The sequence below is a fragment of the Paracoccus shandongensis genome, assembly GCF_017315735.1.
Taxonomy (GTDB): domain Bacteria; phylum Pseudomonadota; class Alphaproteobacteria; order Rhodobacterales; family Rhodobacteraceae; genus Paracoccus; species Paracoccus shandongensis.
On record NZ_JAFLRK010000049.1, the window covers coordinates 1 to 18593 of the forward strand.

The 18593-nt window shown below is 68.0% G+C and carries 19 protein-coding genes and 1 pseudogene; 16 read left to right on the plus strand and 4 right to left on the minus strand.

All coding sequences use genetic code 11. The annotated features are described in order from the left end of the window. Positions 1–139: 139 nt before the first annotated feature. Entirely contained in the window at positions 140–400 is a 261-nt protein-coding gene (locus JX613_RS18420) for a hypothetical protein (protein WP_207102935.1), read from the plus strand. A 162-nt stretch (positions 401–562) separates the two neighbouring features. Here the strand turns inward: JX613_RS18420 and JX613_RS18425 are convergent, their stop codons facing one another. Beyond that, positions 563–799 (minus strand): hypothetical protein, encoded by a 237-nt coding sequence (locus JX613_RS18425; RefSeq protein ID WP_207102936.1) that lies wholly within the window; start codon positions 797–799, stop codon positions 563–565. A 46-nt stretch (positions 800–845) separates the two neighbouring features. Between JX613_RS18425 and JX613_RS18430 the strand changes: the two genes are divergently transcribed. The 6 genes from JX613_RS18430 to JX613_RS18455 all read left to right on the plus strand — a co-directional run bounded on the left by JX613_RS18430 (position 846) and on the right by JX613_RS18455 (position 5326). Then, positions 846–1121, plus strand: coding sequence for a lipid-A-disaccharide synthase N-terminal domain-containing protein (locus tag JX613_RS18430; RefSeq protein WP_207102937.1), 276 nt, complete (start codon positions 846–848; stop codon positions 1119–1121). Continuing rightward, positions 1118–2662 carry an ArnT family glycosyltransferase gene (locus JX613_RS18435; protein WP_207102938.1) on the plus strand — a complete coding sequence of 515 codons (1545 nt, stop codon included), beginning with the start codon at positions 1118–1120 and terminating at the stop codon, positions 2660–2662. The genes JX613_RS18430 and JX613_RS18435 overlap by 4 nt, the downstream gene beginning before the upstream one ends. Continuing rightward, a complete protein-coding gene (locus tag JX613_RS18440; protein WP_207102940.1) occupies positions 2659–3411 on the plus strand; it encodes a glycosyltransferase family 2 protein in 753 nt (250 codons plus the stop codon). The genes JX613_RS18435 and JX613_RS18440 overlap by 4 nt, the downstream gene beginning before the upstream one ends. Beyond that, positions 3408–4448 (plus strand): NAD-dependent epimerase/dehydratase family protein, encoded by a 1041-nt coding sequence (locus tag JX613_RS18445; RefSeq protein ID WP_207102941.1) that lies wholly within the window; start codon positions 3408–3410, stop codon positions 4446–4448. The genes JX613_RS18440 and JX613_RS18445 overlap by 4 nt, the downstream gene beginning before the upstream one ends. Before the next feature lie 82 nt (positions 4449–4530). Then, positions 4531–4794: a PepSY domain-containing protein gene (locus tag JX613_RS18450; RefSeq protein ID WP_207102942.1), complete on the plus strand. Its 264-nt coding sequence runs from the start codon at positions 4531–4533 to the stop codon at positions 4792–4794. Then, on the plus strand, positions 4787–5326 hold the full coding sequence (locus tag JX613_RS18455) for a cytochrome b/b6 domain-containing protein (protein WP_207102943.1): 540 nt from the start codon (positions 4787–4789) through the stop codon (positions 5324–5326). Before JX613_RS18450 ends, JX613_RS18455 begins: the two co-directional genes overlap by 8 nt. 12 nt (positions 5327–5338) lie before the next feature. On the opposite strand, the gene JX613_RS20335 is transcribed toward JX613_RS18455, so the two are convergent. Both JX613_RS20335 and JX613_RS18465 read right to left on the minus strand, forming a co-directional pair. Beyond that, positions 5339–6598 carry a histidine kinase dimerization/phospho-acceptor domain-containing protein gene (locus JX613_RS20335; protein WP_207102944.1) on the minus strand — a complete coding sequence of 420 codons (1260 nt, stop codon included), beginning with the start codon at positions 6596–6598 and terminating at the stop codon, positions 5339–5341. Further along, positions 6595–7248 (minus strand): response regulator transcription factor, encoded by a 654-nt coding sequence (locus JX613_RS18465; RefSeq protein ID WP_207102945.1) that lies wholly within the window; start codon positions 7246–7248, stop codon positions 6595–6597. Before JX613_RS18465 ends, JX613_RS20335 begins: the two co-directional genes overlap by 4 nt. A gap of 291 nt (positions 7249–7539) precedes the next feature. Between JX613_RS18465 and JX613_RS18470 the strand changes: the two are divergent. Further along, positions 7540–8102 (plus strand): annotated as a pseudogene (locus tag JX613_RS18470) (IS6 family transposase). Between the two features lie 66 nt (positions 8103–8168). Here JX613_RS18470 and JX613_RS18475 read toward each other — a convergent pair. Further along, positions 8169–9035, minus strand: a complete 867-nt coding sequence (locus JX613_RS18475; RefSeq protein WP_207102946.1) for a LysR substrate-binding domain-containing protein — start codon at positions 9033–9035, stop codon at positions 8169–8171. Between the two features lie 139 nt (positions 9036–9174). On the opposite strand from JX613_RS18475, the gene JX613_RS18480 reads away from it, so the two are divergent. The 8 genes from JX613_RS18480 to JX613_RS18515 all read left to right on the plus strand — a co-directional run bounded on the left by JX613_RS18480 (position 9175) and on the right by JX613_RS18515 (position 18400). Continuing rightward, positions 9175–10800 carry a Na/Pi cotransporter family protein gene (locus JX613_RS18480; protein ID WP_272874553.1) on the plus strand — a complete coding sequence of 542 codons (1626 nt, stop codon included), beginning with the start codon at positions 9175–9177 and terminating at the stop codon, positions 10798–10800. Positions 10801–10882: 82 nt separating this feature from the next. Further along, complete coding sequence (locus JX613_RS18485; RefSeq protein WP_207102948.1) at positions 10883–12067, plus strand: 2-aminoethylphosphonate--pyruvate transaminase; 1185 nt, start codon at positions 10883–10885, stop codon at positions 12065–12067. Between the two features lie 31 nt (positions 12068–12098). Then, a complete protein-coding gene (gene phnA / locus JX613_RS18490; protein WP_207102949.1) occupies positions 12099–13349 on the plus strand; it encodes a phosphonoacetate hydrolase in 1251 nt (416 codons plus the stop codon). Between the two features lie 14 nt (positions 13350–13363). Then, the gene (gene phnY, locus JX613_RS18495) at positions 13364–14818 is read left to right on the plus strand and encodes a phosphonoacetaldehyde dehydrogenase (RefSeq protein ID WP_207102950.1); all 1455 of its coding nucleotides are present in this window, start codon (positions 13364–13366) and stop codon (positions 14816–14818) included. A 100-nt stretch (positions 14819–14918) separates the two neighbouring features. Beyond that, entirely contained in the window at positions 14919–15755 is an 837-nt protein-coding gene (locus JX613_RS18500; protein ID WP_207102951.1) for an EamA family transporter, read from the plus strand. A 197-nt stretch (positions 15756–15952) separates the two neighbouring features. Then, complete coding sequence (locus tag JX613_RS18505; protein ID WP_207102952.1) at positions 15953–16972, plus strand: putative 2-aminoethylphosphonate ABC transporter substrate-binding protein; 1020 nt, start codon at positions 15953–15955, stop codon at positions 16970–16972. Positions 16973–17030: 58 nt separating this feature from the next. Next, the gene (locus JX613_RS18510) at positions 17031–18104 is read left to right on the plus strand and encodes a putative 2-aminoethylphosphonate ABC transporter ATP-binding protein (protein WP_237168714.1); all 1074 of its coding nucleotides are present in this window, start codon (positions 17031–17033) and stop codon (positions 18102–18104) included. Positions 18105–18157: 53 nt separating this feature from the next. Continuing rightward, positions 18158–18400 carry a hypothetical protein gene (locus JX613_RS18515; RefSeq protein WP_207102953.1) on the plus strand — a complete coding sequence of 81 codons (243 nt, stop codon included), beginning with the start codon at positions 18158–18160 and terminating at the stop codon, positions 18398–18400. Positions 18401–18593 lie beyond the last annotated feature (193 nt).

Here is an 18593-nt window from a genome sequence, read left to right on the forward strand (position 1 = left end):
CTGATCGACATAGCTCCGCTCCTTTCCTCACCAAACAAAGCGATCGTACCAGATCGCGCCGGGAGGGGCGGGCCATCCAATAATCAGACATCTGCCACAGGCGCAACGATCATGCCCGGAAACCTGCCCCACTTGCCTATTGACCCATGTCTTCACGAACAGGCTGTTTCTTGCAAAGCAGATGATCCTCGGCGGCCATGGCATCGGGCTTTACACCAGGATCGGCTTTTACGACGATATCGCGGACGGCCGGCTGCGCTTCGTGCCGCTGTTGCAAGAGATGCTGGCCAACATCCGCGTGGGAATCTTCGTCCTGGCCTGGGACCCGATAGATCCTGCAAAACATCTCATGTGCGGCGCCCTGGCGCGGGAAATGGCAAGCATGCGCCTTGATTCCTGAAACAGGTTCCCATGCGGCCCAATCCCATGGGACGCTGGATCAAAGGCGGGTTTCCTTTCCCTCGGCCATGACAAGGCATCCACACCCATGACGGGCCTGGCACCTTGGGAAACCGCACAGTGGCGGAAGCTGCGATCCGACATCCGCCGGTCTCCGAGGAGATCAGACCATGTCGAAACGCGGGAACGACAATGCAAGCTTCAAGGCTCGCGTGGCGCTGGAAGCCGTGACGGACGGGCGCACCGTGTTGGCCATGCATCCGGCAGCGCCCGCCGTCTCGGCCCTGACCTTCGCCTCGCGCGCGCCGCCCTGCGGGTCACCTTCCAGAGCGCCACCCCGATGGCCGGCACCCTGTTCGGCGTCATCGGCGGCCCGCACGGACTTGTAAGCCTGCCGCAAGGTTGCCGTGCCAGTCCGCCTGGAATGGCAAGGGACGGCAGGCAGCATGACGGCGCAGACAGTCTGGATCGGCATCGGTTTTCTGGGGCAGGCGCTGTTCAGCGCCCGGTTCCTCATCCAGTGGCTGGCCAGCGAACGGCGGCGCGAAAGCGTCGTGCCCCATGCCTTCTGGTGGTTCTCTCTGGCGGGGGGGCTGACGCTTCTGGCCTATGCGGTCTGGCGGGGCGATCCGGTCTTCGTGCTGGGGCAGGGATTGGGCCTGGCCGTCTATGGGCGCAACCTGGTGCTGATCCGCAGGCACCGGCGGGCGCAGGCCGCATGAAGGGCGTCCTGTCGGCCACCCTGCTGTTCGCGCTGACGGCGCTGGTGCTGGTCCTTCTGCGGCCGCTGATGCCCGTCGATGAAACCCGCTATCTTGCCGCCGCGTGGGAGATGCGGATCGGCGGATCGCCCTGGGTGCCGCATCTGAACGGCGCGCTTTATGGCCACAAGCCGCCCTTGCTGTTCTGGCTGGTCAACTTGGTCTGGGCCATGGGCGGGGTCCGGGACTTTCCCGCGCGGCTGATCGGGCCGGGTTTTGCCACGGTCTCGGTCGCGCTGACAGGGTTGCTCGCGCGGCGGCTGTGGCCGGACAGCCCCGGGCGGGCCGGGGCGGCGGCGCTGATCCTGGCGGTGTCGCCGGTCTGGCTGCTGTTCGGATCGGCGACGATGTTCGACGCGATGCTGGCCTGTGCCGTGCTGCTGGCGATGCTGGCGCTGTGGTCGGCGGCGCGCAATCCCCGCCCGGCGGCCTGGGCGGCCCTGGGCGCGGCGGTGGCGCTTGGCGTCTATGCCAAGGGGCCGGTGATCCTGGTCCATGTGCTGCCCCCCGCGCTGACCCTGCCGCTGTGGGCGGGGGCGGACCGGCCCCCGGCGCGGGTCTGGACGCGCGGGCTGCTGCTGGCGCTGCTGGTCGCGCTGGTCCTGGTGGGGCTGTGGCTGGTCCCGGCGCTGATCCTGGGCGGGCCGGAGTATCGGACCGAGGTCCTGTGGCGGCAAAGCGGCGGGCGCATGGTCGCGTCCTTCGCGCACCAGAAGCCCTGGTGGTTCTTCGCGGCCCTGCTGCCCCTGATGCTGTGGCCATTCGGCTGGACGGGCCCGGGCCTGGCGGCGCTGGCCCCGCGCAGGCTGTGGGCGGATCCCGGCAGGCGGCTGGTGGCGCTGTGGGCGGCGGGGGCCTTTGTCGCCTTTTCGCTGATCAGCGGCAAGCAGGCGCATTACCTGCTGCCGGAAATGCCCGCCCTGGCGCTGCTGCTGGCGGGCGGGATCCCGGCGCGGCGATGGACCGGGCGCGACCTGTGGCTGGCGCTGCCGCTGGCCGGGGCGTTCCTTGGCCTTGCGGCGGCCGGGCTGGTCCCGGCGCTGAACCGGCTGGGCGATCCGCTGCCCCCGTGGTCACTGGCCGGGGGCGGGGCCTGCCTGCTGGCGGGCATCGCGGGATTCATGCGCCTGCGATCCGCGCCCGTGGCCTTGGCCGCCCTGCCGCTGGCGCTGATGATCGGGCTGCACCTGGCGCTGTCGCCGCTGCTGTTCGCGCGCTACGACATGACCGCCCTGGGCCGCGCGGTGGCCCCTTTTGATGCGGCGGGGATCGCCGTCACCGACGGCAGCTATCACGCGCAGCTGAACCTTGCGGGCCGGCTGCAAAACCCGGTCGCCCGGCTAGCGGGTCCAAAGGAAATCGCCGCCTGGCAACAGGCCCATCCGGGCGGGCTGCTGCTGGACCAGGGAGCCGGACCCATCCCCGGCATGATCCCCGTGGCATCCCTGCCCTATCGCGGCGGCGCCTATACCCTTTACCGTTCACAGGAGGTCGCGCCATGACGCCCGACATATCCGTCATCCTTCCCGCCCGGGACGAGGCCGGCAACATCGCGGCCCTGATCCACGGCATCGCCACCGTGCTGCGCGACACCGCGCACGAGATCATCGTGGTCGACGACGCATCCACCGACGGGACGCGGCAGGAACTGGCGGACCTGCGCGCCGCCCTGCCGCAATTGCGGGTGATCTGCCACGACCGGTCCTGCGGCCAGTCGGCGGCGATCCGCAGCGGGGTGCTGGCCGCCCGGGGCGCGCTGATCGCCACGCTGGACGCCGACGGGCAGAACCCGCCCGAAAACCTGCCCGCCCTGCTAGCCCCGTTCCGGCAGGGGAACCCGGCGCTTGGTCTGGTGCAGGGTCAGCGCGTGGGACGGCGCGACCGCTGGACGCGGCGGGTGGCGTCGGGGGTGGCCAACGCCATTCGCTCCGCGCTGCTGCGCGACGGGGTGCGCGACAGCGGCTGCGGGCTCAAGGCCTTTCCGCGCGCCGTTTATCTGGCCTTGCCCTTTTTCGACCACATCCACCGCTTCATGCCCGCCATGGTCGCGCGCGAGGGGTGGGCGGTCGTCACCGTGCCCGTCACCCATGCGCCCCGCGCCTTTGGCCGGTCCAAATACGGCAACCTGCAACGCGCCCTTGTGGGCATCGCCGACCTGATGGGCGCGGCCTGGCTGATCCGCCGCCGCCGCCTGCCCCGGGCAACCGAGATGGCCGGGGCGGCGCAACATGACATGCGGGGTGCGGCATGACCGTCCTGATCACCGGGGCCGCGGGTTTCATCGGCTTTCACCTGGCCCGCCGCCTGCTGGCCGAGGGCGTGCCGGTCATCGGCATCGACGACCACAACCCTTATTACGACCCCGCCCTGAAGGCTGCGAGAGAGGCGCGGCTGATCGCCGATCCCCATTACCTGCCCCTGCGCGGCGGGATCGAGACGCCGGGCCTGCTTGCCGGGATCATGGCCGCGCACCGCCCGCGCGTGGTGGTCCACCTGGCGGCGCAGGCGGGGGTGCGCCATTCCATCGACGCGCCCGGCGCCTATGCCTCGGCCAACCTGGCGGGAACCTTCCAGCTGCTGGAGGCCGCGCGGGCCTGTCCGCCGGAACACCTGGTGATGGCCTCCAGCAGTTCGGTCTATGGCGGCGGGCGGATGCCCCATCGGGAAACCGACCGGACCGACCAGCCCCTGTCCTTCTATGCCGCAACCAAGAAGGCCACCGAGGCGATGGCCCATTCCTATGCCGCCCTGTACGGCCTGCCGGTCACGATGCTGCGCTTCTTCACCGTCTATGGTCCCTGGGGGCGGCCGGACATGGCGCCCTTCCTGTTCACCTCGGCGCTGTTCGGAAACCGGCCGATCCCCTTGTTCAACCACGGCCGGATGCGGCGCGACTTCACCTATGTCGATGACCTGGTGGGGGCGATCCGCGCGCTGATGGATGTCGTGCCGCGCCATCCCGCGATCCCGGTCGCAGGCGACAGCCTGTCGCCCGTGGCCCCCTGGCGCGTGGTCAACATCGGCAATGGCGAACCCGTCGCCCTGACCGACTTCATCGCCGCCCTGGAAGCCGCCGCCGGGCGCCGGGCGCGGCTGCGGATGCTGCCCATGCAGCCCGGCGATGTCGAGGCGACCTGGGCCGATACCGGCCTTCTGCGCCGCCTGATCGGCCCGCGCCCCCGCACCCCGCTGGCCATCGGGCTGCAACGCCATGTGGACTGGTTCAGGGGTTACTATCCGGTATCGGCGCCCCTGCCGGAAAAGGCGCGGGTTCTGCTGCCGCACTGACCTTTTCGCCCCCGCCTGCAAGGTTCCTGCAAGCTTGGCCTGCATGAAAGGGGTGTCGAAACACCGCATAAAGGAGAATCCCATGCGCCTTTCCCTGATCCCCGCCACAGCCTTGCTGACCGCCATCGCCCTGCCCGCCCTGGCCGCCGACCGCTGCACCGTGCCGCAGGACCAATGGCGCCCGGTCGAGGAGCTGAAGACCGAACTGACCGCCAAGGGCTGGACCATCAGCAACGTCAAGACCGAGGACGGCTGCTACGAGGTTTATGGCAAGGACGAGACCGGCAAGCGGGTCGAGATCTTCTTCGATCCCGCCACCTTCCAGGCGGTCGGCTCGGATGAGTGACCGGGTCGCGGTCTGGGACGGCTTCGTGCGGCTGTTCCACTGGTCGCTGGTGATCCTGATCGCCGGCGACTGGCTGACCGCCGACGGCCCGAAGCTGTGGCACGAGGCGATGGGCTATGCCGTGGCCGCGCTGGTCGCGGCGCGGCTGGTCTGGGGCTTTGTCGGCCCCCGCCATGCCCGCTTTGGCGATTTCGTGCGCGGGCCGCGCGCCGTGCTGGCCTATCTGCGGGCGCTGCGCGCGGGGCGCGAACCCCGCTATCTGGGCCACAACCCGGCGGGGGGCGCGATGATCGTGGCGCTGCTGCTGGTCGTGGCGGGCACCGCGCTGACCGGCTGGCTGCAGACCACCGACGCCTTCTGGGGATCCTCGGTCATGGAGGAGATCCACGAAACGCTGGCCACCCTGATCCTGGTGCTGGCCGGGCTGCATGTCGCGGGCGTCGTGGTCGAAAGCCTGCGCCACCGCGAAAACCTGGTCCTGTCCATGCTGACCGGCACCAAGCGGCCCCTGGACGCCCGGGACCGCCCGTAACCGTGCCCACGCCTAGCGGGCTGGCGCAAAGCGCAGCGTGACGCGGGCGCAGCCGTCATCCATCGCGTAATCGACCGCGATGCCCTGCGCCTGCGCCACCCGCGCGACCAGCGCCAGGCCAACCCCCGCGCCCTGCGACCGGGCGGACTTGTCGAACATCCCGTGGCGGAAACGGGCGCCCGGGGCGACCGGGTTCGTGACCGTCAGCGCCGGTTCGGGCGACAGCGTGACGCGCGGCGTGCCGGTGCCGTGATCGGCGGCGTTGCGCAACAGGTTGCGCAGGATCAGCGCCACCGCGTCGGGATCGGCGGCCACCATCAGCGCGGGCAGTTCCGCGTCGTCAAACAGCACCGGCAGGCCAAGATCGGCGATCACCATGCGCGTGACGCGCACCAGATCTGCAGGCCCTGCCCCGATCCCGGCCCCCGCCTCGGCCCGCGACAATTGCAGCAGCCGCTCGATCAGGTCGCCCATCCGGCCAAGCGCGCCCGCCAGGCGTCCGGCGGCGTCCCCGTCGGCCAGCCCCACCGCGATCAATTGCGCCTGCGCCGAGGCCGCCGCGACCGGCGTGCGCAATTCATGCGCGGCATTGGTGGCGAACTGCCGCTCGGCCTCGATGCGGGCGCGGATGGTGTCCAGATAGCCGTTCAGGGCTTCGGGGATCGGCGCCAGTTCCACCGGCAGCCGTCCCGCATCCACGGGCGACAGGTCGCGGGCCGAGCGTTCCCGCAAAAGCTGCGCCAGCCGCGTCGCGGGCCGCAGGGCCGAGGCGACCGCCCCCCGCACCGCCACCAGCGCCGCCAGCAGCACGGGCAGCATCAGCGCCACCAGCCAGCCCAGGCTTTCCACCAGTTCGTCCCGGCGCCAGTCGTCGCTTTGCCCGACCTCGACCGCCAGCGGGCCTTCGGACAGGCGGAAGACCCGCCAGCCGGGCACGTCCTGACCGCCGTCGCGGGCCAGGGGCGGCCAGGGCGCGCCCGCCACCTCGGTTCCCGCGGCGACGATGCGGATGGTTCCCGCCTGCCGGGCCGCCGCACCGACATCGCCCATTCCGGCGTCGCCCGTCCCTGTATCACCCGTGCCGCGATACAGATCCAGCGTCAGCCGGGCCGCGTCCTCCAGCGTGTCGTCCATCAGTTCGGACATCTCGTGCGCGATGACCAGGGCCGCCAGCCCCACCCCCGCCAGCCAGCTGAGGCTGGCGCCCAGCACCACGCGGCGCACCAGCCGCCCGCGCAGGGACCAGGGCCGATCCACGGGGGGCCGGGTCACGGGATCAGGTATCCCAGGCCGCGCCGGGTCTGGATGGCGTCCGGCCCCAGCTTGCCGCGCAGCCGCGAGACATAGACCTCGACCGCGTTGCCCTCGATCGCGTCGCCAAAGGCGTAAAGCCGCTCCTCCAGCGCCTGCCGCGACAGCACCCTTCCCCGCGCCGAGAGCAGCGCGTCGAACAGCGCCCATTCGCGCGAGGTCAGGCGGATCTCGTCCCCGTCCCGGAACAGCCGCGCGCCCGCCCGGTCCACCCGCAGCCCGCCCACCCGGCTTTCGGGCGCGGGATCGCCCGAGGCGCGGCGGGCATGGGCGCGCAGCCGCGCCTCGACCTCGGCCAGGTCATAGGGCTTGACGACGTAATCGTCGGCCCCCGCGTCCAGCCCGGCGATGCGGTCGGCGATGCGGTCGTGCGCCGTGGCAATCAGCACCGGCACGCGGTTGCCGCGCCTGCGCTGGTCGCGTAGCAGGTCCAGCCCCGACCCGTCGGGCAGCGCCAGATCCAGAAGGACCGCGCCGTATTCCGCCACGTCCAGCGCGGCCCCTGCGGTTTCCAGGTCGGCGGCATGATCGACCGCATGGCCGCGCGCGCGCAGGAAGCGCAGCAGGGCATCGGCGATGTCGGCCTCGTCCTCGACCAGCAGGATCCGCATGACGCCCCCTTCGTGATCACGCCACAGACATGCCGGGAAGCGGCGGCCGGATCAACGCCAATCCGCATCAAGGACGCGGGCGGCGCCTGTGCGTCGGGCGCAAGGCCGGAAAACGGAGCGGCTTTCCGTCACAGGCACCGCAGCACATGCCGCTGCGAAACGCCGACGCACGGCCCCTGCCCAAATCTGATGCAGCACGGCTTGAAGAGCGCGCGGCTCTGTCGCAAAATTTTGGCAGGTCAGCGGCAAGAGGGTAAGATCGGCCTGAGCCCTGACGCCAGAGGGCGAGCTATGGCCGTATCATTCAAGGGCGCTCATGTCCCCGGAGACATCATCCTGCACGCCGTCTTCTTCTACTTGCGCTACGGTGTGTCGTACCGCGACCTTGAGGAGATCATGGCTGAGCGGGCGACTGACAGATCCTGGCGGATGGACGAGACTTACATCCGGGTGAAGGGACATCGGAAAAACCCTGGACTTCATGCTGTCGAAGCGCCGGAACAAGCTGGCAGCCATCAAGTTCTTCGCCGAGCGGTGGAGATCAACGGCCTTCCACGCAAGATCGTCATCGACAAGAGTGCTGCCAACACACAAGGCATCCAGGACATCAACCGGATGCTGAAGCACTTCGGCTGCCCAATCCGATCGAGATGGCGGGAATAAAGTATCTCGACAATCTGGTGGAACAGGACCACCGTTTCATCAAGCGTCGGGTCAGGCCCATGCTCGGCTTCAAGAGCTTCACCTCGGCCGCCGCAACCATTGCCGACGTCGAGTTGGTAAACATGATCTGCAGGGGCCAGTTCAGGCCCGAACTGCGTCCGCTTCAGCAGTTTTGTCGGCTGGCCGCCTGAACCTCATAAACATCGCGGACCCTGCATGTCGTGTCCAGCGGTTTGCGACAGAGCCTGCGCCCCCTGTCACACGGCTTGCCGCGCCATTTCGAAAAACGCCTCGACCAGTTTTGAATGGCGCCGTTCCTGCAGGCAGATCAGCGCCTCGTCCATGGTCAGGTCTTCCTCGGGCAGCAGGGTGATGGGGACCAGGCGCGTGTCCTCTCCGAATTCGGCCAGGGACACGAAGCCGATCCCCACGCCCGAGGCGACGATCTCGCGCACGGCCTCGCGGCCCTCGGCCTCGACGGCGGGTTGCAGCTCGACTCCCACGGCGCGGGCCGCGACCTCCAGCTTGGTGCGTGTCTTGGAGCCGCGTTCGCGCAAGACCAGCGGATGGCCGGGCAACTGGTCCAGCCGCAACCGCTTGACCCCGGCCAGCGCATGGCTGCGCGCGACAAAGGCGATGATGGGCGAGGAGCTGAGAAGCTGGCAGTCGAAGTTCTTCAGCGTGGGCATTTCCCCCAGGATGCCCAGGTCGGCCTCGTAGTTGTAAAGGCTGCTGACGACCGTCTGGGTGTTGCCCGCCCGGACCGAGATGCGCACGCCGGGATGGCGCTTGCGGAACCGGGCCAGAATGTGCAGCAGGTGATGCGCGCTGTCGGCCACCACGCGCAGATGCCCCGATTGCAGCGCGCGGCTTTCCGACAGCAGATCCAGGGCCTGCTGTTCGCAGTCGAACATCCGCCGGGTGATCTGCAACAGCGCCTCGCCCGCGCTGGTCAGCGTCACCTGCTTGCGCATCCGGTTGAACAGCAGGACGTCGTATTCCTCTTCCAGCTTGCGGACCTGGTCGGAAATGGCCGGCTGGGTCAGCAGCAATTCCTCGGCCGCGCGGGAAAAGCCGCCGCAGGTCGCGACATAGTGGAACGCCCGCAATTGCACATAGCGCATGAACACCCCAGCCGATTCTATGGTATCATTGAAAGTAACGATTTGATTTATACACGCCAGCCTGCTTGCGTGAAGGGCTATACTTGGAGATCGCGCCATGCATCCTTTCCTGATCCTGATTCACCTTGCCGCCGCCGTCATGTTGCTGCTTTGGGCGGTCAGGATGGTCCGAACCGGCGTGGAACGTGCCTGGGGGATGTCGCTGCGGCGCAGCCTGCGGCAGGCGCGGGGCGGAACGGCGGGGATCGCCATGGCCGGGACCGTGCTGGCGGTGGTGCTGCAAAGCTCGACCGCGGTGGGGGTGCTGGCGGTGGGCTTTGCGGCCTCGGGGATCCTGGGGATCACGGCGGGGATCGCGGCGATGCTGGGCGCGGATCTGGGATCGGCGCTGGTGGTCAAGCTTCTGTCCTTCGACCTGTCGGAACTGATCCCGGTGCTGCAGCTGACCGGGGCCACGATGTTTCTGAAGTTCGAGAACCGCCAGGTCCGCCAGATCGGCCGCATCGTCCTGGGCATCGCCTTCATCCTGCTGTCGCTGAAGATGGTGGGCGAGGCAACGCTGCCCCTGCGCGAAAGCGCGGTGCTGCCGCAGGTCGTGGCCTATCTGCGCGGCGATCCGCTGACGGCCTTCGCGCTGGCGGCGCTGCTGGCCTGGGGGCTTCATTCGTCGGTCGCGGCGCTGCTGCTGTTTGCCAGCTTCGCGGCGGGCGGGCTGCTTCCGGCCGAGGCGGCGGCGCCCATGGTGCTGGGGGCCAACCTGGGGGGCGCGCTGATCGCGGCCTGGCTGACGCGGGGCTCGGGGCTGCCCGAACGCCGCATCCCGATGGGCAACCTGATCTTCCGGGGAACGGGGGCCGTGATCGCCCTGATCCTGCTGCAGGTCCTGCCGCAGCCGCTGCAATACCTGGGCGGCAGCGCCGGGGTCCAGCTTGTCAATTTCCACGTCCTGTTCAACGCGGCCCTGCTGGTCCTGGCGCTGCCCTTCGCGGGGGCGATGGACCGGCTGACCGCCCGCCTGTGGCCCACCCCCGAGGGCGAGGGCGCGGCGCCCGGCTACCGCAGTTCGCTGGACGCGTCCTCGCTGTCGCAGCCGACCCTGGCCCTGGCCAGCGTCCAGCGGGAACTGCTGCGCATGGCCGAAACGGTCGAGGCCATGCTGCGCCCCATCGCCGAGATGCTGGAAAGCGGCGACGCCAAGCGCATCGCGCAACTGCGCGCCATGGATGACGAGGTGAACCAGCGCCACACCGACATCAAGCTGTTCATCGCCCGCATGAACCGGGGCGAGCTATCCGAGGACGAGGCGCGGCGCGGGCTGGAACTGACCGCCATGGCCATCGACTTCGAGGCGATGGGCGACATCATCGCCAAGAACCTGCTGGCCCAGGCGGACGAGAAGATGCAGCGCCAGTTGCGCTTTTCCCCCGAAGGCTGGAGCGAGCTGTCCCGGATGCACGCGCGCGTGCTGGCCAACATGCAGCTTGCGCTGCACGTGATGGTCAGCAGCGACCTGGCCGCCGCCCGCCAGCTTGTGGCCGAGAAGTCGGTGCTGCGCCGCCTGGAACGCGAAAGCCATGACCGCCACCTGGCGCGGCTGCGCAGCGGCCAGTCCGACAGCATGGAAACCAGCGACCTGCACCTGGAGGTGGTCCGGGCGCTGAAGGAAATCAATTCCCTGCTGGTCAAGGTGGCCTATCCGATCCTGACCCGGAACGGCGACCTGCTGGAATCCCGGCTGACGGCGGACGTGCATAGATTATACTGATGATCTAATCTGAAATAACGATTTTACATATAGATGGGGCCATGGAATCCTGACCGTGAGATCGCAAATGAGGATTGCCACCATGACTGCCATCCCCGCCTTTCCCGACCCGCGGATGGGGGAACCGTTCCTGCTGACCCCCGGACCCCTGACCACGGCCTTCAGCGTCAAGGAAGCGATGCTGAAGGACTGGGGGTCGTGGGACGCCGATTTCCGCGCCATGACAAAATCGCTGTGCGACCAGCTTGTCGCGCTTGCCGGCGACACCGCGGGCGAATTCGTCTGCGTGCCCATGCAGGGCTCTGGCTCGTTCTCGGTCGAGGCGATGCTGGGGACCATGGTGCCGCGGAACGGCAAGGTGCTGGTGCTGGCAAACGGCGCCTATGGCCTGCGCGCGGCGGAAACGCTGCGGGTGATGGGCCGGGCCTTCACGCTGATCGACAAGGGCGACTATCTGCCCCCGCGCGGGGACGAGGTGGGACGCGCGCTGGACGCCGATCCGGCGATCACCCATGTGGTCGCGATCCATTGCGAAACCTCGTCCGGCATCCTGAACCCCGTGGCCGAGATCGCCGAGGCCGTCGCATCGCGCGGCCGCAGCCTGCTGATCGATTCCATGTCGGCCTTTGGCGCGATCGACCTGGACGTGAACAAGATCCGCTATGACGCGATGGTGTCATCGGCCAACAAGTGCATCGAGGGCGTGCCGGGCTTCGGCTTCGTGATCGCCCGCAAGTCCGCGCTGGAAGCCGCCAAGGGCAATGCCCATTCCCTCAGCCTCGATGTCCACGCGCAATGGCAGGGGCTGGTCAAGACCGGCCAGTGGCGCTTCACGCCCCCCACCCATGTGGTCGCGGCCTTCCTGGAAGCCCTGCGCATCCATGCCGCCGAAGGGGGCGTGGCCGGGCGCGGCGCCCGCTATGCCCGCAACCGCGACGTGATGGTGGCCGGGATGCGCGACCTGGGCTTCGAGACGCTGCTGGCCGACCGCTGGCTGTCGCCGATCATCGTGACCTTCTTCAACCCGGCCCATCCGAACTTCGACTTCGGCCGCTTCTATGACCTGATGAAGGCCAAGGGCTTCATCATCTATCCGGGCAAGCTGACGGTGGTGGACAGCTTCCGCGTGGGCTGCATCGGCCGCATGGACGAACACGTCATGCGCCGCGTCGTGGGGGCCGCCGCCGAAAGCCTGGCCGCGATGGGCGTGGACAGCGCCGCGCCCCCCGCCGCCGCCATCGCCGAACGCGCCAAGCTGGCCGCCTGATCCCCTGTCTCGCATACGGAAAGCAACATCCATGAACGCCCATTCCCGCAATCCGGTCCTGGCCAACGACCGCGTCTATCCCTGGCCCAAGGTTCCCGCCATCGCCATCTGCCTGGACGGCTGCGAGCCCGCCTATCTGGACGTGGCCATCGCCAAGGGCCTGATGCCCACGCTGAAGCGGATGCGCGACACCGGCACCAGCCGGATGGCCCATTCGGTGATCCCGTCCTTCACCAACCCCAACAACCTGTCCATCGCCACCGGCCGCCCGCCCGCCGTCCACGGCATCTGCGGCAACTATCTGTACGAACCAGAAACCGGCAAGGAGGTGATGATGAACGACGTGCGCTTCCTGCGCGCGCCGACCGTCTTCAGCCGCTTCTATGACGCGGGCGCCCGCGTGGCCGTGGTCACCGCCAAGGACAAGCTGCGCGCCCTGCTGGGCGCCGGGCTGCGCTTTGACGAAAACCGCGCGATCTGCTTTTCGTCCGAACGGTCCGACCAGACCACGCTGGCGGAAAACGGCATCGACAACGCCAGCGCCTGGCTGGGCCGCCCCGTCCCCGAGGTTTATTCCGCCGACCTGTCCGAATTCGTCTTCGCGGCGGGCGTCAAGCTGCTGACCGAATGGAAGCCGGACGTGATGTATCTGACCACGACCGACTACGTTCAGCACAAATACGCCCCCGAGGATGCCGAGGCGCAAAGCTTCTACAGGATGTTCGACACCTATCTGGCGCAGCTTGACGCGCTTGGCGCGGCCATTGTCGTGACCGCCGACCACGGCATGAAGCCCAAGCACCTGGCCGACGGATCGCCCGCCGTGATCTATGTCCAGGACAAGCTGGACGGGATGCTGGGCAAGGACGCGGCGCGGGTGATCCTGCCCATCACCGATCCTTACGTGGTCCATCACGGCGCGCTTGGATCCTTTGCCACCGCCTATCTGCCCGAAGGCGCCGACCGCGCGGCGGTGATTGCGGAACTGGCGGCGATCCCCGGCATGACCCTGGTCGTGGACCGCGCCGAGGCCGTGCGCCGGTTCGAACTGCCCGCCGACCGGATCGGCGATCTGGTGATGATCTCGGGCGAGAACATCACCCTGGGCACCAGCGAACACCGCCACGACCTTGCCGCGCTGAAGGAACCCCTGCGCAGCCATGGCGGGCTGACCGAACAGGAGGTGCCCTTCATCGTCAACCGCGTGATCGACCTGCCCTCGGCCCCCGGGCTGCGGAACTTCGATGCCTTCTTCTTCGCCTGCACGGCGGCGGCACTCTGAAAGGGAATGTGACCATGCTGGACAAGTCCCCCATCATGCTGCGCCACGAGGCGATGCGCATCGCCGGGCGCAAGGTCGACACCAAGGACCGCGTGCCCGTCCATTACCCCTGGACGGGCGAGGTGATCGGCACCGTGCCCGCAGGCACCGCCGAACACGCGCGCGAAGCCTTTGCCATCGCCGCCGCCTATCGCCCGACCCTGACGCGTTACGAACGCCAGAAGATCCTGCTGAACGTCGCGCGCATCATCAACGACCGCAAGGCGGAGCTGGCACCCATCATCACCGCCGAACTGGGGATTTCGCTGGCGGATGCAATGTATGAATGTGGCCGGGCCTATGATGTCTATACGCTGGCCGGGCAGATGTGCATCCATGACGACGGAGAGATCTTTTCCTGCGACCTGACCCCGCACGGCAAACAGCGCAAGATCTTCACCCTGCGCGAACCCCTGCGGGCGATCTCGGCCATCACGCCCTTCAACCACCCGCTGAACATGGTCAGCCACAAGATCGCCCCGGCGATCGCCACGAACAACTGCATCGTGGTCAAGCCCACCGAACTGACGCCCCTGACCGCCCTGTGGCTGGCCGATGCGATCTACGAGGCCGGGCTGCCGCCCGAGATGCTGTCGGTCGTCACGGGCTGGCCCCAGGACATCGGGGACGAGATGATCACCAACCCCGATTTCGACCTGATCACCTTTACCGGCGGCGTGCCGGTGGGCAAGATGATCGCGGCCAAGGCGGCATACAAGCGGCAGGTGCTGGAACTGGGCGGCAACGACCCGCTGATCGTGCTGAACGACCTGTCGGACGCCGACCTGGCCAAGGCCGCCGACCTGGCGGTGGCGGGGGCCACCAAGAACTCGGGCCAGCGCTGCACGGCGGTCAAGCGCATCCTGGTGCAGGAAAGCGTGGCCGACCGCTTCGTGCCGCTGGTGCTGGAACGCGCGAAGGCCCTGCGCTTCGGCGATCCGATGGATCCGGCGACCGAACTGGGCTGCGTGGTCCACGAACGCGCCGCCGAAACCTTTGAACGCCGCGTCCACGACGCCGAGGCGCAGGGGGCGAAGATCCTCTATCACCCCGGCCGCCAGGGCGCGCTGCTGCCGCCCATTGTGGTCGATCACGTCCCCCATGAAAGCGAGCTGGTGATGGAGGAAACCTTCGGTCCCATCGTCCCCATCGTCCGCGTCCCCGACAACGATGCCGAGGTGATGCGGATTTCCAACTCGACCCCCTTCGGGCTGTCCTCGGGCGTCTGCACCAACGATTTCCGGCGGATGCAGGCCTTCATCGCGGGCCTGGTTGTGGGCACCGTGAACATCTGGGAGGTGCCAGGATACCGCATCGAGATGTCGCCCTTTGGCGGCATCAAGGACAGCGGCAACGGCTACAAGGAAGGCGTGATCGAGGCGATGAAAAGCTTCACCAACGTCAAGACCTTCTCGCTGCCCTGGGGATAGGGCGCGCGTCCTTCGCGGGACGCGGGCGGCGCCACGGCCCCGCCCGCGTCCGGTTCCGCCGGGTTCGCCCGGCTTTCGGCATGACGCGCATGGGTGATGGATGAGCCTGCTTTCGGTGTCGCTGGTCCTGCTGGCCGCGATGATGCACGCGGGCTGGAACGCCCTGGTCAAGGCCGTGAACGACCGGGCGGGCGTGCTGGCGGCGGTGTCGGCGGTCCATGTGCTGACCGGCCTTGCGCTGGTGCTGACGGTCCCGCCCCCCGCACCGGCAAGCTGGCCGATGATCGCGGCCTCGGTCGCGCTGCATTTCGGCTATTACGTGCTGCTGTTCCGGTCCTATGCCCTGGGCGACCTGAGCCAGGTTTATCCCATCTCGCGCGGGATCGCGCCCGCGCTTGTGGCCGTCTCGGCGGTGGTGCTGATCGGCGAAGGGCTGCCGCCCGCAGGCTGGACGGGAATCGCCCTTGTGTCGCTGGGGGTGGCAATCCTGGCCTTTCGCCGCGGCGCGCCGCAGGCCCCGCGCGGCGGCGTGGCCTTCGCCATCTGCCTGGGTGCGCTGATCGCTGCCTATTCCGTGGCCGACGGAATCGGCATCCGCCGGTCCGACAGCGTCTTCGGCTATATCGGCTGGCTGTTCCTGCTGGAATTTCCCGTGCCGCTGGTCATCGCGCTGCGGCGCCACCGCAGCGGCGGCGCCATCGCCCCGCGCGTGGCGATGCTGGGCGCCACGGCCGGGCTGTTCGCCGTCGCGGCCTATGGAATCGTCCTTTACATCAACGCAGTGGCGCCGCTGGGCGCGGTCTCGGCGGTGCGCGAATCCAGCGTGGTCTTTGCCGCACTGATCGGCATCCTTGTCTTTGGCGAACGCCCGGTGGCGGCCCGGCTGGTCGCTTCGGTGGTGGTGGCGATGGGCGTGGTGACGCTGGCGCTGGCGTGATCTGTCACACTATCGTCAAGAATGATGGTTATATCAAAATAATAGATTTTACTTATCCACCCACCCTCTCGCAGACTTGATCCAAGGGAAGGCCGGACATGTCCAACAGAAGCCGGCATCCTGCACCATGGACGGGCGCTGCGGGCGCCGTTCCGGAAAAGATGCCCCAGGGGCATCCGACAACAGGGAAAACGCCGATGACCACCAAGACCCCCCTTCTGGCTTTCGCCCTTCTGGCCCTGGCGGCCGGAACGGCGCAGGCGCAGACCGAACTGACCGTCTATACCGGGCTGGAGGCCGATCTTCTGGACCGCTATGCCCAGGCCTTCAACAAGGACCATCCCGACATCACGATCAACTGGGTGCGCGATTCCTTTGGCGTCATCACCGCCAAGCTGCTGGCCGAAAAGAACAACCCCCAGGCCGACGTGATCTGGGGGATCCCCGCATCCTCGCTGCTGCTTCTGAAGGCCGAGGACATGCTGGAACCCTATGCCCCCGCCGGGGTCGAGACGCTGGACGCGCGCTTCCGCGACAGCGCCGAACCGCCGTCCTGGGTGGGCATGGATGTCTGGGAATCGGCCATCTGCTACAACACCGTGGAAGGCGAGAAGCTGGGCCTGACCCCGCCCACAAGCTGGAAGGATCTGACGAAGCCCGAATATGCGGGCCATGTTGTCATGCCCAACCCGGCATCTTCTGGCACGGGCTTCCTCAACGTCTCGGCCTGGCTGCAGATGTTCGGGGAAAAGGCCGGCTGGGACTACATGGACGGGCTGCACGCCAATATCGCGACCTATACCCATTCGGGATCGAAGCCCTGCAAGATGGCGGCGGCGGGCGAAACCGTGGTCGGGCTGTCCTTCGCCTTCCGCGGCGCGCAGACCAAGACATCGGGCGCGCCGATCGAGGTGATCACGCCGTCGGAAGGCATCGGCTGGGACATCGAGGCCTCGGGCATCGTCGCGGGCACCCCCAACCTGGAAGCCGCGCAGACCCTGATCGACTGGTCGATCAGCTCTGCGGCGATGAAGGAATACAACGAAGGCTATGCCATCCTGGCGGTCCCGGGCGTCGCCCAGCCGGTCCCCAACTATCCCGAAGGGTCCGAGGCCGCGCTGATCGACAACGACCTGGAATGGGCCGCCAACAACCGCGCGGCGCTGCTGGCCGAATGGTCCAAGCGCTATGAATTCAAGTCCGAACCGAAATCGTGAACCTGCGGGATACTGGCCGGAAACCGGCCAGTATCCTTCCGGCCAAGGGAAACGCGACATGAATGCCATGACACAGCTTTGTGACATCACCGCCCCGGCCCTGCCGGAAAGCTATCTGAGCATCCGGAACCTGTGGAAGTCCTATGGCGACTTCCTGGCGCTCCGCGATGTTTCGCTGGACATCGGGAAGGGAGAGTTCGTCTGCTTCCTGGGCCCGTCCGGCTGCGGCAAGACCACGCTGCTGCGCACCATCGCGGGGCTTGACCCGCAGACGCGCGGCACCATCCGCCAGAACGGGCAGGACATATCCCGGCTGCCCGCGTCGCGGCGCGACTACGGGATCGTGTTCCAGTCCTATGCGCTGTTCCCGAACCTGACGGTGGCGCGCAACATCGCCTTCGGCCTGGAAAACACCGGCCGCCCCAAGGCCGAGATCGCCGCCCGCGTGCGCGAGCTGCTGGAACTGGTGGGCCTGCCCGCCCAGGCCGACAAGTATCCCGCGCAGCTGTCGGGCGGCCAGCAGCAGCGCATCGCCCTGGCGCGCGCCATCGCCATCAACCCAGGCCTTCTGCTGCTGGACGAACCGCTGTCGGCGCTGGACGCCAAGGTCCGCGTCCACCTGCGCCACGAGATCAAGGAACTGCAGCGCAAGCTGGGCGTCACCACCATCATGGTCACCCACGACCAGGAGGAAGCCCTGGCCATGGCCGACCGCATCGTGGTGATGAACCACGGCGTCGTCGAACAGGTCGGCACGCCGACCGAAATCTATCGCCATCCCGCCTCGCTGTTCGTGGCCGATTTCATCGGCGAGACGAACCGCGTGCCTACCCGCTATCAATCGGGCGCGATCACCCTGGGCCGCATCACCCTGCAAACCGCCATGCCCGGGCTGAAGGACGGCCAGGCCGTCACCGTGGCCATCCGCCCCGAGGACGTGCTGCCCCATGCCGCGGGCCATGAAACCGTGGCCCTGCCCAACCACCTGCCGGTCCGGATCACCGCGATGGAGTTCCTGGGATCCTTCTGGCGCGCCCATCTGCAAAGCCCGGATCTGGGGACATCCCGATCCTGGCCAATTTCTCGATCAACGCGGTGCGCAGGCTGGGGCTGGCCGTGGGCTGCGACATGACGGTCGAATTGCCGTCCGAACGCGTCCTTGTCTTTGCGCGCGAGGAATAGACGATGACCAGCCACGTCCTGCCCGCCGGCCGCACCGTCACCCTGCAGCTTGACCGCGACGGCGCGATCAAGCGCGCGCTGATGGGGGTGATCGCCCTTTACTTGATCGTGGCGCTGGCGCTGCCGCTCTATACCATGCTGTCGAAATCCTTCCTGACCTACAGCTTCGACCTGACGCGGTACGAATTCCAGGTCAGCGACGAATCGGGCACCCGCTTCGGCCCCCGGTCAGCGCGCAGGCGCTGAACGACCGGACGGGCAGGCTTGCCCCGGGCGCCCTGCACACCACCTCGGAAGGGCGGCTGTCGGCGCCTGACCTGTTCCCGGACTTCAGCTTCCGCAGTCCGGTGCAGTACCGCATCCGGGCGACCGAGCCCGGCGCAAGCTGGCTGGTCGGGCTGGAGCGCGTGTCGTCGCAGGACTGGGTGCAGTATGACAG